We start from the raw sequence: 12,092 nt of genomic DNA, 5'->3' as shown, positions 1-12,092 counted from the left end.
GGAATACGCAGATGCCCTGGTGGCCGGTCAGCTCGTGAGCAACAGCACTACGTTCGTCAGCCCGACGACGAGCACGATGATCCACACCACCGCGCCGGGGAACACGGTGAGCGACAGGATGCACAGGATGGTCAGGAGGGTGAACGCGATGACCCCGGCGACCGCGACCGTGCCGCCGGTGCTGCCCCGGCGTTCCCGCGTGTACGCCATGGTGAGCAGCACGAGGATGATGCCGCCGAACCCGATCAGTACCCCTGCGATCACCCGCCACGTCTCCACGGGGTGAAGCTACCCAAAGTGCACGGGCTACGCTCCGGCCCATGACGAAGTGGGAGTACGCGACCGTCCCCCTGCTCACGCACGCGACCAAGCAGATCCTCGACCAGTGGGGCGAGGACGGCTGGGAGCTGGTCACGGTGCAGCCCGGCCCGACCGGCGAGCAGCTCGTTGCCTTCCTGAAGCGGCCCAAGTCGTGAGCTGGTCCGCGCGGCTGGCCGAGCTCGGCATCGAACTCCCCTCGGTGGCGGCCCCGCTCGCCGCTTACGTGCCCGCGGTGCGGTCCGGGGCACACGTGTACGTCTCCGGTCAGCTGCCGTTCGTCGAGGGCTCACTGCCCGCGACCGGCAAGGTCGGCGCGGAGGTCAGCCCGGAGGAGGCCAAGGACCACGCGCGGACCTGCGCGCTCAACGCCCTGGCCGCGGTGCACTCCCTGGTCGGTGTGGACGCCGTCGTCCGGGTGGTCAAGGTCGGCGGCTTCGTGGCCGCCGCCGAGGGCTTCACGGCCGTCCCGGCCGTGGTCAACGGTGCCTCCGAGCTGTTCGGAGAGGTGTTCGGGGACGCCGGCAAGCACGCTCGTGCCGCTGTGGGGGTGGCGGAACTGCCACTCGGCGCACCGGTCGAGGTCGAGGTGATCTTCGAGGTCGGAGGTTGAGCATGGACAGCTACGCGGAGTCGGACTGTCACGAGCTGCTGCTGCGGCTGGCCGGCCGGCTGCCGGACCGCCAGCTGTGGCGGTTCCGGGACTGGCTCGCGTCCGGTGCGGTCACGGCCCTCGCGCGGTCGCTGCCGCTCACACTTCTTCGCGAACGTGTCGGGCTCACCGCCGAGGAGTCTCGCCTGCTCACGAACGCTTTGCGGCCCGCGGGCGCGGATCCGGAGCGGCTCAACGCGCTGCCATGGGTAGACGAAATCGCCGAGGTCGACTACACATTCACGTCGGAGTCGCCCGAATGGGTGAGCATGGGTGACTCCACGGGCGTAGTCCTTGGGGCGATTGTCCGGGATCGGACCGATATCGGTGAGGTCCGAGGCAGCTGGCGGTTGCCACGAACGGGTGGTGAGCCGGCGACCCGGGTCGTCCTCGTGACCGCGACCTCGCAGTGCGCGCGGCTGGCAGGTGAGCTGCAGCGGGTGCTGCGGGCGCTCGGCACCCATGAGCCGAGCGTTGAGGTGATCCCGAGGGGCATCCTGCTGCCTCGGTACCACCAGGCGGCACTGGCGGCGTCGGTGCCGCTGGCCATGGGAGCCGCTGAAGGGGGACATCTGGTCCCCAGCTAGACGAGCCGGAATGGAGACAGCCGTGACCCAGGTCGCCGACCGCGTTGCGCTTCCGATCCGTGTCCATGATCTGCTGCTGGGCCTGGCCGGCCGGCTGGACGACGACGCGCTGACCGACGCGCGGGAGCTGCTGGCGTCCGCCGAGCTGGACCGGTCGCTCGAACTGATCGCCGGCTGCCTGGTGGCCGGCCGGATCCCGCTGTCGCCGGTGGAGCGCAGGGACCTGGACACGCTGTTCACCGAGGCGCACTGCGACCCGACGCTGATTCAGCAGCTGAAGGTCGACGACGGGCGAGCCCGCCCACCAGTGCACAAGTTCCACCCCGGACTGGTCGACACCCAGGTCGGCGGGGCCGAGCAGGGCGTGAACGACGCGGTGCACCGGGTGCTGGAGGTCCTGCCGGACGTGCGTGCCCTGTGGTGCGTGTGGCGGACCACCCCCGCGGGAGCGGTGGCCGGGCCGGTGCCCAACCGGGTGGTGCTCGTCGAGATCGGGCCCCGCGGGTTCCCGCCGTCGACGGCCTACCGCATCGAGCACGCGCTGCGCCGGGCCGGGATCCGCGCGGCGGTGGAGGTGCTGCGGGACAGCTCGCCGCTGACCGAGTACCACCGCCAGGCGATGCAGCAGGCCCGCCGGGTGTCGTTCGACGGAGCCGACGGCTCGGCCGAACCGGACGCGCCGCGGACGTGGGGCCAGGAGCGCCAGGGCGGCTGGAAGAAGGAACCCGAGCCCGAGGCCGAGCAGCCCTCGAGCAGCAGCTGGATCCCGGAGATGGAGCCGGTCACGTCCCCAAAAGAGACGACGACGGTGCTCGATCCAGTCGCCGATGACACCCCGTCGTCGCCGGCCCCGGTCCCTGCCTCGACGCCGTCACCGTCACCGCGTCCGGACCGCCCCAACTTCGACCAGCCGAGCCTCCGCCGGGCCGAGCCGGTCGAGGAGCCCAAGACACCCGCTGTGCCTGTAGTTCCCGCTGTTCCAGCGCCGGTAGTGCCGCCGTCGGTGCCGTCGGTGAAGGACACGTTCGACGACAGCGACCTCAACGACCAGGAGCGGGACCTCCTGCGTCAGCTGCAGGAGGAGCTCGCCAAGCGCGAACAGGCCGAAGCGGCGGCCGCCCCGAACAAGAAGCTGTCCTGGCAGACCGACAAGTCCGGCCGCCACTCCGACAACGAGTCGAAGCAGTGGTCCAGCCCGCCCACCCCGCGGATCATCAACGGCGCCCCGCCGTCCGCGGGCGGCACCGGCGAACCACCGCGGTTCTCCCCGGGAGCGTGACAAAGGGCCAGCCACTCCGGCTGGCCCTTTTGTTTTCAGGCACGCAGTTCACCACGACGCGGACACCCCGGCGGTGGGTTAGGGGCGGGTGACTTTCTGGGTGATGGTGTGGATGGTCCTCTGGAGGTGGAGGCCTCGCTGGGCGTCGACGGGGTGGGTCGTGGTGTTGCTGTGGATCATGGCCACGAAGTCGTCGAGCAGGGCGGTGTAGCACTCGGCGGCGGAGCTGTCGCGGCCCGGGAGTGAGCGGTAGCCGTGGTCGCCGTAGACGGTGAACTCGGTGACGGTGGGGCGCATGGGCAGGCGCAGCGAGATGGAGATCGTGCTGGTGGCGCCGCCCTCGTGGGCCATCAGGATGTGCCAGAGGTCGTGGGAGCCGTGGGTGGCGGCGACTACGTCGGTGACGGGGCCGAGGGCGGCGTCCATCAGGTCGATCACGTGCGGGCCGATGTCGAGCAGGGCGCCGTGCTCGTGCCGCCAACGGGAGTCCACGTAGTCCTCGGACAGCAGGGCGCCGGACAGCCATTGGGCGTTGCCGCCGGCGAGGCCGCCGAGCTCGTGCAGGCCGTCGAGCCACTGGCTGGTCTCGTGGGCGAACCGGCGGACGAGAGCCATGATCGAGACGACCCCCGCGTCGGCGATGGCCCCGGCGAGGCGTTCGGCTTCGTCCAGGGTGGCCGCGAGCGGTTTCTCGAGGATGAGATGCCGGCCCGCTTTGGCGGCCTCCAGCGCGAGGTCGGCCTGGATGGCCGGAGGGACGGCGAAGGCGACGGCGTCGACCTGGGCGATCAGCTCGGCCGGGTCGGCGGCGACCTGCGCGCAGTAGCTGCCGGCCAGCTCAGCGGCGGCGTCCTGGCGGCGGGCCCACACCGAGACCAGCTCGACGCCTGGATGGTCGGCCAGCCCGGGGGCGTGCACACGCTGCGCCCATCCGCCGGCCCCGATCAGTCCTACTCGCACCTGGTTCTCCACCCGGCAAGTATCCCGGGTGAGCTGGGTCACGAGGTCCCGCGGTGGGCACGGTCGTAGGCTCGGGAGGTGCGTGAACTGCCGAAGGAGATGGTGCTGCCGGAGTCGATGGTGCCGGACAAGTTCCCGGATCCTCCGGTCACGCCCAAGGACGCCGCTACCGTGGTGTTGCTGCGCGATACCGCGGCGGGCCTGGAGGCGTTCCTGCTGCGCCGTGTGATGGGGATGGCTTTCGCCGGCGGGATGAGCGTTTTCCCGGGCGGCGGGGTGGACCAGCGCGACGCGGACGTGGCGGTCGCGTGGACCGGCCCGGACGCCGAATGGTGGGCGGAGCGTTTCGACTGCCCGGTGCCGCTCGCACGTGCACTGGTGTGTGCGGCGGTCCGGGAGACTTTCGAGGAGTCCGGTGTGTTGCTCGCCGGGCCGTCGGCGTCTTCGGTTGTCTCGGACACGGCGCCTTACGCGTCGGCCCGGAAGTCGCTTGTCGACCGTGAGTTCTCGCTGGCGCAGTTCCTCGCTGGCGCGGGCCTGGTCCTGCGCGCGGATCTGTTGCAGCCCTGGGCGAACTGGATCACCCCGGCCGAGGAGCCGCGCCGGTACGACACCAAGTTCTTCATCGCCGCCTTGCCCGAGGGACAACGAGCCGACGGCTCGACCTCCGAGGCCGATCACGCCGAATGGCGCCGCCCAACCGACGCCATCGCCCTGTGGAAAGCAGGCGAACGCGGCCTGTTGCCACCCACCTGGATGACCCTCGCCGACCTGGCGGAGATGCCGACGGTCGCCGACGCCATGGCCGCCGACCGGACCATCAGCAAGATCATCCCCAAGGTCATCCGCGAGGGCCATATCCTCCGCCCCGTCCTGCCCGGCGACCCCGCCTACCCCCAAGCGGCCAACCACCTGGACGCCCACCCCGACGACACCCTGGGCCGTTAGCAACTGGAGTGGAGGTGTGGATCGGTGAGCGTTGAGCATCCGGCGTACGGGGTGTTGCGGGCGGTGACGCCGACGGCTGCGGTGATGTTGGAGGACAACCCGGGTTCGATGACCCTGGACGGGACCAATACCTGGATTCTGCGCGCGCCGGACGCCGAGGGCTGCGTCGTCGTGGATCCCGGCTACGAGGACATCCCGCACCTCGAACGCGTGGCGGCCTCCGGCCCGGTGTCCCTGATCTTGGTGACCCACCACCACGCCGACCACGTCGAGGGCGCCCCCTGGCTGTCCGCCCACACAAACGCACCCATCCGCGCGTTCGACCCCGAACTGTGCCGAGACGGCGACTCCCTGACCGACGGCGAGGTCGTCGAGGCCGCAGGCCTGACCTTGCGCGTACTGCACACCCCAGGCCACACCGACGACTCGATCTGCCTGCAACTGCCCGACGCCATGCTGACCGGCGACACCATCCTGGGGCGGGGCACCACAGTGATCTCGTCCCTCGGCGACTACCTCAACACCCTCCGCCGCCTCGCACAGATCCAAACCACCGTGCTCCCAGGACACGGACCGGACCTACCCGACCTGGCCGCAGTCGCCAGTGAGTACTTGGCGCACCGCGAGGAACGACTCGACCAAGTGCGCGCCGCACTGAAGCAACTCGGACCAGACGCCTCAGCCCGCCAGGTAGTCGAACTGGTCTACGCCGACGTCGACCCCTCCCTGTGGGGCCCCGCGGAATGGTCAGTCCGCGCCCAACTGGACTACCTCCGCTCGTAGCAGCGAAGGCGCCGGTACATCGCGTTGTTCGCCCCGGACAAGGGAAAGCCAGTCGCCATCCCAGCGCCGGCACGCTGCTCCCACCCGCCTCGGTGCGCAGATCCAGCCGCGTTAGCGCGGGCAGATCCTGCCGAGTTGGTGCGGGCTGGTTCTGTCGTGCTGGTGGGCGCCGATCTCGCCGCTCCGTAACCGGTGTGTTCTTGTTGCTGGGTAAGCGAACCTGTGCGCGTTGCCCGCAGCCAACCGGAGGGAGCCGTTGTTCGGCAAGGCCCACCCGGCGGCGTCTTGCTGCGCGACAGCATGTGCGTTTTAGCGGCGCCCTCTGCGGAGACAAGCGCCTGCACAACCGGAGGATCGCTGACCCGGACAGCATCAACGTCAGCAGGCAGGTGCCCTCGGGTTCGCCACGGCGGCCCTGAAGCACGCTGCGGACCTACGGGCGCGCTGTACCAGCACACCAAGGACAACGGTTCTTCCAGCGCCAGCTACCTCGGCATGTCCTCGACGCACTTCTGGGGGTTCGCCAACGGACCCCGCGGACGACGCCCACCCGGACGCCTACCCGTGTGGCTACCGCCCGGCCCGGAGCCAGCCGCACGCTGCAGCAACCCGTGTCACTGCGGCACGAAGCTGGCAAGGTCGCACCCCGCGAACACCACGCGGGTTTGATCGACGCGGGACTGGCCCACCCGGGAGCGACCCAGCCGGGATGGACCGACGTGGGATCGATCCACCCGGGAGCGACCCAGCCGAGATTGAACGGCGCGGGGCTGACCGACGCGGCACCGGCCCACCCGGCATCGGCCCACCCCAGGACTGGCCGCCTCGCTCCGACCAGGCGGGCGAGCGAGTGCGGGGGTTGGTGCCGCGCGGGTTTGATCGACGCGGGGATTGACCCAGCCGGGGCTGGCCGAGGCGAGGCTGATCCACGCGGGATTGACCGACGCGGCGCTGACCGACGCGGCACCGGCCCACCCGGGGCTGGCCGCCTCGCACCGACCACCCGTGCGAGCGGGTGCGGGAGCTGGTCCCGCGCAGGGTTGACCGACGCGGGGCTGGCCGCCTCGCATCGGCTAGGCGGGCGTGCGGGGGCTGGTCCCGTGCGGCATTGACCCAGCCGGGGCTGACCGAGGCGGGCTGATCCACGCGGGGCCTGATCCAGCCGGGATTGGCCCAGCCGGAACTGGCCCAGCCGGAATTAACCGAGGCGGGGCTGACCCACCCTGGACCGGCCCGGCCGGGCCTGGTCGCCTCGCTCCGACCAGGCAGGTGAGCGGGTGCGGGGCTGGTCCCGCGTGGGTTTGATCGACGCGGGGATTGACCCGGCCGGGGCTGGCCGAGGCGAGGCTGATCCACGCGGGATTGACCGACGCGGAACTGGCCCAGCCGGGATTGACCGAGCCGGGATTGACCGAGGCGGGGCTGACCGACGCGGCACTCACCCCATCCGGCACTGGCCCACCCGGGATTGGCTGCCCTGCACCGACCACGCGGGGCGAGCGGCGCGGGGCTGGCCCGGGGCGGGCTGACCCCGCGCGGGACGGGGCGTCGGTGGGTGGGCGGACCGTCGCGCCTCAGGTGCGGTGCGCTGTGGTGGCGACGTGAGGCGCGTGGGGCGTCGTGGCGGCTGCGACTGTCCACGGTGGGGGCAGCACCTGGCGGGTTGATGCTGGACCGTGATCGTGGGCAGGCTGCGGGTGGCCGCGCGGCCGCCGTAGGGGTGGCTGGGGCGCCGATGCCGTCTCGGTGGTGTGGGTGGGTCAGGTGGTGGGTGGGCGCATGGGGGCCACCATGTAGCGGAGATCGATCACCTCCTCGGAGTCGGGGGAGCTGAAGACGGTGGCGCGCATGCCGGGCTGGATGGCGAGGTGGACCCGGCCGCCGGTGAAGGGCCGCAGCGCGTCGACGAGGAAACGCGACTGGAACGAAGGGGAGGTGCGTCCACCGTCCACATCGGCCTTGACCGACTCCTCCGCCTCACCGGCCTGCTGGTCGGCCCCGCGCAGCCGGAGCTCGTTGTCGCCAACCTCGAGCTTGAGCACACCGCGGTTGTCCGTGTAGAGCGCCACCCGCCGGACCGCCGCGGCGAGCACATCCGCGTCCGCCTCGACGTGAGTGTCTACTTCGGACATGACTATCTTGCTCTCGCTCAGGAACGACCCGTCCAGCAAAGCCGTTGTGACGACCGAACTTCCCCAGGCCAGCCCCACCCGGTTCGGATCGGCGTGCACCTCCACCTCGCCACGGACCTGCTTGGCCACCTCCGCCAGCAACGCGGCCGGGATCAACGCGTCCAGCGAGCCCGGGCCCGCCGACCACGGGATGGACGCGACCGCCATCCGGTACCGGTCGGTGGCGGCCAGCACCAACCGGTCCCCGTCCGACCGCATCCGCACCCCGGTGAACAACGGCAGCGCCTCGTCCCGCGAAGCCGTCGCCGCCACCGTGGTCAACGCGGACACCAGCAGCTTCCCGTCCACCGACCCGACCCGGGGTGGCGCCACCAGCACACCCGGATGCAGGTCCGCGTCGAGCAGCGGCAGGGCGAACCGGGCCGCCGGGGTCCGGATCGCGAGCCGCGCGCCCTCGACCACGATCCGGACCATCGGCACGTCCAGCGCCCGCAGGGTCTCCGCGAACGGCTTGGCGGGCACGAGAACCTTCCCCGTGCTGTGCACCGCCGCCTCGCACGACAGCCGCACGGCACGTTCGCGATCGCTGCCGGCCAGGACGACTCCGGAATCGGTCGTGGTCAGCAGCAGCCCGGCGAGCACGGGGTCGAGCATCCGGCCGGGCAGCAGCCGGACGGCCTCGGCCGCTGCGTTCGCCAGGTCTGCGGTTGTGGCGGTCAGATCCATGCTTCGCACCTTAGCGATGGGGTCCGACAATTCCGGGTTTTCCCAGCTAGGTTGGGGTTTGTGAGTACTCAGAGGATCAGCGGGCGGTTCGCGCCGGGGGTCGGCGACTGGCAGTACGTTGGCTTCGATGTGCCCGAGGGGGTGCGTGAGATCGAGGTCGTCTACTCGTTCGACCGGCCCGAGGTGCCGCCGGGGGTCAAGGGGAACGCGCTGGACATCGGGGTCTTCGGGCCGGACCGGAGGTTCCGCGGCTGGTCCGGTGGGGCGCGCGACCGGTTCCGGATCAGCGCGACCGAGGCGACGCCCGGGTATCTGCCAGGGAAGATCGAGCCGGGCCGATGGGAGGTGATCCTCGGTCCGTACACGGTTTCCCCGCAGGGCATGGCCTACGACCTGGACATAGCTGTCCACTTAGGACCGGACGGGCCCGCGTTCGAACCGAGCACGGCGCCCGAGACAGCGCCGAACCGGGATCGGGGCGCAGCCTGGTACCGGGGCGACGGGCACCTGCACACGATTTACTCCGATGGCCGCCGCAGGCCTGAGGAACTGGTGAAAGACGCCCGGGAAGCCAGGCTGGACTTCATCGTGTCGACCGAGCACAACAACCCGAGCGCGCACCTGCAGTGGGGCCACCACGCCACCGACGACCTGCTGATCCTCAACGGCGAAGAGGTGACCACCAGGACCGGCCACTGGCCCGCGTGGAATCTCCCGGCGGGCACCTGGATCGACTGGCGCCACCGCGCGGACGACCCTCGTGAGCTGCAGAAGCTCGTGGATGAGGTGCACGAGGTGGGCGGTCTGGTCGTGGCCGCGCACCCGTTCGGGCCGTGCGTCGGCTGTTCCTGGGAGTTCGGCCTCGAACGCGCGGATCTCATCGAGGTATGGAACGGTCCGTGGACGCTCGACGACGAGGCAACGGTGATTGCCTGGGACAGCCTGTTGCGCGCGGGAACCTGGGTGCCTGCCGTTGGAAACAGCGACGCCCACACACCTAGCGACCGCGTCGGCCTGCCACAGAATGTGGTGTGGGCTGAGGGTCTGTCGCCGCACCAGCTGATGGCGGGGTTCATCCAGGGCCGCAACTGGATCGCCGAGTCAGCAGAGGTGCAGCTGGAGTTCACCGCCACCGACGGCACGAACACGGCCGGCATCGGTGAACGCCTGGCGACCGACGAACCGGTGACCTTCGAGGTGAAGGTCGAAGGCGCGCCGGACACTCACATCCGGATCCTCGACCAGGGCGGTCCGCAATGGGGCGGCTACGTGGAGAAGAACGGCGGCACGGCCACGTGGACCACGAGAAGCCGCTACACCAGGTGGGTCCGCGTCGAGGTCAGACGGGACCAACGGACCGACACCACGGTGGACACGATGGTCGCGCTGACTAATCCGATCTTCCTCGGAGCCGGCTGAGGATCGTGCCGGTCAACGCCTCGACGTCGGCGTCCAGGGCCACGTCGACGACGCGTTCCCCGGGCGAGGCGGGCTTGCGGCGGTCGGCGATGGTCGCGCCGCTGCCCGGTCCGTCGGTGCAGTCAACCTCCAGGCGCAACTGCGTGGTCCGCAGGACTCCCGGTTCGATGGCCTCGGCGACCGCGATGGCGTCGTGCATGACGAAGTCGTCGCGGCCGACCTCCTCGAGGTAGAACGCGCGGTAGTGCGGGGTCATCGCGACCAGTTCGCGCCCTACCGGTGTGGTCGCGAGTTCGTTGAGCCATGGGTCGCCGACCGCGCACCGCATGGTGATGTCGACCGGCACCAGCGTGACCGGGACGTCCTCCTCGACCAGCACGCGCCGGGCGGCCTCCGGGTCGACCCAGACGTTGAATTCAGCCGATGGTGTGATGTTGCCGCCCTCGATCCCGCCGCCCATGACCACCAGGCGGTCGATCTTGGCCTTCACCGACGGGTGCGCGGCCAGCAGCAGGGCGATGTTGGTCAACGGGCCGATCGCGACGATGGTGACCGGTTCGTCGGAAGCCTCCAGCATGTCCTTGAGCAGCGTCACCGCGTCACGCTTGTCGACCACTGCTGTGGATGCCGGGATCGCGTAGGCATGACCACCGAGGCCGTCATTGCCGTGGGCGTCGTCGCCGCGCACCGGCCGTGAGAACGGCCGGTGCGCACCGGCTGCGACAGGGACGTCCTCACGGCCGCACAGCGCGAGGATGTTCAGTGCGTTGCGGGTCGTGTGCTCGATCCCGATGTTGCCCGCCACGGTGGTCACCGCGAGCAGGTCGACCTCCGGGCTCGCGCAGGCGAGGGCGATCGCGAAGGCGTCGTCCACGCCCGGGTCCGTGTCGATGATCAGGCGCCGCATGACTCTCCGTTTCAGCCGGCCAGGACGTGGTCTTCGACGCGCGCCGGAGACGGCACACCGCGCTTGATCGTGCCACGCCACAGGAACACGGCGCCCGCGATGATGAGCCCCGCCACAGACGCGGCCAGGAACGACGCCTGCACGCTGACGTGGTCGACCAGGAAGCCGCTCAGCGACTGGCCGAACGCCAGGCCGAGGGTGATCGAGGTGATCACCCAGCCGAACGCCTCGGTGATCGTTCCCGGCGGGGCGACCTGCTCGAGCACGGTCGAGTGCGCGGTTGACTGCGGCGTGATCATCGCGCCAGCGACCAGCAGCGTCGCGGTCAGGCCGATCAGCTCGCCCGGGATCGCCGAGAACGCGACCAGCACAGCGAAGACGGCCAGCAGGAACGGCAGCCGCAGGTGCATCGGCCGCGGCCATGGGCGCATCCCGTAGAGCACGCCGAACGCCACCGAGCTCACCGACCAGGCGCTGATCATCAGGCCGCCGAGGGCAGGCTGACCGGCCTGCGTGGCGGCGGCGGGCACGGCGACCTCGAGGAAGCCGATGACCGCGCCGAACCCGACCGCGGCGAGCGCGACCGTGCGCATACCCGGACTGGCCAGGGCACCGAGCATGCCGGGCAGTTCGCCGGGCAGCGGGTGCAGCTTGCGGACGGTCTTGGTCAGCGCGAACCAGATCGCGCCGAACGCCTGGATACCCGCGGCGATCACGAGGCCGGTGCCGGCCCACGGCAGCCCCGCCAGCACGCCGGAGATGCCCGGTCCGAGGATGAAGAACACCTCGATACTGATGGCGTCGTAGTTGTACGCGGCCTGACGGGGTGCGCCGTCGGGCAGTAGGCGTGACCACATAGCGCGCGAGGCGGAGCCGACCATGGGCTCCGTCATGCCGACGCCGACCGCCAGCGCGACGAGCACTGCAGTGGACGCGTGCGTCTCGATGGCCCAGATCTGGGCGGTGACCAGGACCGCGAACCCGGCGGACGTGATGAGCAGCGGGTTCGTCGGACCCAGCCGGTCCATGCTCCGGCCCTGCAGCACCGACCCGACCGACACACCGATGAGCGCACCTGCGGACACGATGCCCGCCGTGGCGAACGAGCCGGTCACGCGCTGCACGTAGAACAGCAGCGACAGGCCGACCATGGCGAGTGGCAGACGGGCGAAGACGGCGGCGATCACCGGGCTGCCCGCACCCGGTGTGGTCAGGGCGGTCCGGTAGTCACGGAACGAGACAGAGTGGGACACGCGTCCCAGTATGGCAAATACTGGTACAGCCGTACCAGTTCTTTTCGGTGGGTTCGATCACCATCGCCTGATCGGCCCAATAATGATCACGGTTGAGTAACGGAAAGTGAAATCGTTGCGGAACCGGA

At 70.4% G+C, this 12,092-nt stretch carries 12 protein-coding genes; 7 read left to right on the top strand and 5 right to left on the bottom strand.

The window, feature by feature from the left end; translation table 11 throughout:
* Positions 1-27: 27 nt before the first annotated feature.
* On the bottom strand, positions 28-279 hold the full coding sequence (locus AB0J95_RS02895) for a hypothetical protein (protein WP_364751416.1): 252 nt from the start codon (positions 277-279) through the stop codon (positions 28-30).
* Between the two features lie 41 nt (positions 280-320).
* Between AB0J95_RS02895 and AB0J95_RS02890 the strand changes: the two genes are divergently transcribed.
* From AB0J95_RS02890 to AB0J95_RS02875, 4 genes are read left to right on the top strand one after another with little or no spacing between them, the layout of a single operon-like run.
* Positions 321-476 carry a hypothetical protein gene (locus AB0J95_RS02890; protein WP_364751413.1) on the top strand — a complete coding sequence of 52 codons (156 nt, stop codon included), beginning with the start codon at positions 321-323 and terminating at the stop codon, positions 474-476.
* Positions 473-931 carry a RidA family protein gene (locus AB0J95_RS02885; RefSeq protein WP_364751410.1) on the top strand — a complete coding sequence of 153 codons (459 nt, stop codon included), beginning with the start codon at positions 473-475 and terminating at the stop codon, positions 929-931. The genes AB0J95_RS02890 and AB0J95_RS02885 overlap by 4 nt, the downstream gene beginning before the upstream one ends.
* A 2-nt stretch (positions 932-933) precedes the next feature.
* Positions 934-1,557: a hypothetical protein gene (locus AB0J95_RS02880; RefSeq protein WP_364751408.1), complete on the top strand. Its 624-nt coding sequence runs from the start codon at positions 934-936 to the stop codon at positions 1,555-1,557.
* Between the two features lie 10 nt (positions 1,558-1,567).
* A complete protein-coding gene (locus AB0J95_RS02875; protein ID WP_364751405.1) occupies positions 1,568-2,836 on the top strand; it encodes a hypothetical protein in 1,269 nt (422 codons plus the stop codon).
* 78 nt (positions 2,837-2,914) lie between these two features.
* On the opposite strand, the gene AB0J95_RS02870 is transcribed toward AB0J95_RS02875, so the two are convergent.
* Complete coding sequence (locus AB0J95_RS02870; RefSeq protein WP_364751402.1) at positions 2,915-3,796, bottom strand: Gfo/Idh/MocA family oxidoreductase; 882 nt, start codon at positions 3,794-3,796, stop codon at positions 2,915-2,917.
* Between the two features lie 99 nt (positions 3,797-3,895).
* On the opposite strand from AB0J95_RS02870, the gene AB0J95_RS02865 reads away from it, so the two are divergent.
* Entirely contained in the window at positions 3,896-4,744 is an 849-nt protein-coding gene (locus AB0J95_RS02865; RefSeq protein ID WP_364753430.1) for an NUDIX hydrolase, read from the top strand.
* A gap of 84 nt (positions 4,745-4,828) precedes the next feature.
* Complete coding sequence (locus AB0J95_RS02860; protein WP_364753428.1) at positions 4,829-5,527, top strand: MBL fold metallo-hydrolase; 699 nt, start codon at positions 4,829-4,831, stop codon at positions 5,525-5,527.
* Between the two features lie 1,760 nt (positions 5,528-7,287).
* Here AB0J95_RS02860 and dnaN read toward each other — a convergent pair.
* Positions 7,288-8,385, bottom strand: a complete 1,098-nt coding sequence (gene dnaN / locus AB0J95_RS02855; RefSeq protein WP_364751399.1) for a DNA polymerase III subunit beta — start codon at positions 8,383-8,385, stop codon at positions 7,288-7,290.
* 60 nt (positions 8,386-8,445) lie between these two features.
* Between dnaN and AB0J95_RS02850 the strand changes: the two genes are divergently transcribed.
* Positions 8,446-9,804: a CehA/McbA family metallohydrolase gene (locus tag AB0J95_RS02850; protein WP_364751396.1), complete on the top strand. Its 1,359-nt coding sequence runs from the start codon at positions 8,446-8,448 to the stop codon at positions 9,802-9,804.
* Here the strand turns inward: AB0J95_RS02850 and AB0J95_RS02845 are convergent.
* Positions 9,776-10,711: a nucleoside hydrolase gene (locus AB0J95_RS02845; RefSeq protein WP_364751393.1), complete on the bottom strand. Its 936-nt coding sequence runs from the start codon at positions 10,709-10,711 to the stop codon at positions 9,776-9,778. The two genes, AB0J95_RS02850 and AB0J95_RS02845, sit on opposite strands and share 29 nt — an antisense overlap.
* Before the next feature lie 11 nt (positions 10,712-10,722).
* Positions 10,723-11,964, bottom strand: a complete 1,242-nt coding sequence (locus AB0J95_RS02840; RefSeq protein ID WP_364751391.1) for an MFS transporter — start codon at positions 11,962-11,964, stop codon at positions 10,723-10,725.
* Positions 11,965-12,092 lie beyond the last annotated feature (128 nt).

It is taken from the genome of Actinocrispum sp. NPDC049592 (genome assembly GCF_040675465.1).
GTDB lineage: Bacteria > Actinomycetota > Actinomycetes > Mycobacteriales > Pseudonocardiaceae > Kibdelosporangium.
Note: the sequence above shows the minus strand (reverse complement) of the source record. Positions and strands in the feature narration are given on the sequence as shown.

Bases quoted from the DNA above. Each gene is read 5' to 3' on its own strand.
- AB0J95_RS02890 (WP_364751413.1), top strand. From the start codon at position 321: ATGACGAAGTGGGAGTACGCGACCGTCCCCCTGCTCACGCACGCGACC.
- AB0J95_RS02880 (WP_364751408.1), top strand. From the start codon at position 934: ATGGACAGCTACGCGGAGTCGGACTGTCACGAGCTGCTGCTGCGGCTG.
- AB0J95_RS02875 (WP_364751405.1), top strand. From the start codon at position 1,568: ATGGAGACAGCCGTGACCCAGGTCGCCGACCGCGTTGCGCTTCCGATC.
- AB0J95_RS02865 (WP_364753430.1), top strand. From the start codon at position 3,896: ATGGTGCTGCCGGAGTCGATGGTGCCGGACAAGTTCCCGGATCCTCCG.
- AB0J95_RS02860 (WP_364753428.1), top strand. From the start codon at position 4,829: ATGTTGGAGGACAACCCGGGTTCGATGACCCTGGACGGGACCAATACC.
- dnaN (WP_364751399.1), bottom strand. From the start codon at position 8,385: ATGGATCTGACCGCCACAACCGCAGACCTGGCGAACGCAGCGGCCGAG.
- AB0J95_RS02845 (WP_364751393.1), bottom strand. From the start codon at position 10,711: ATGCGGCGCCTGATCATCGACACGGACCCGGGCGTGGACGACGCCTTC.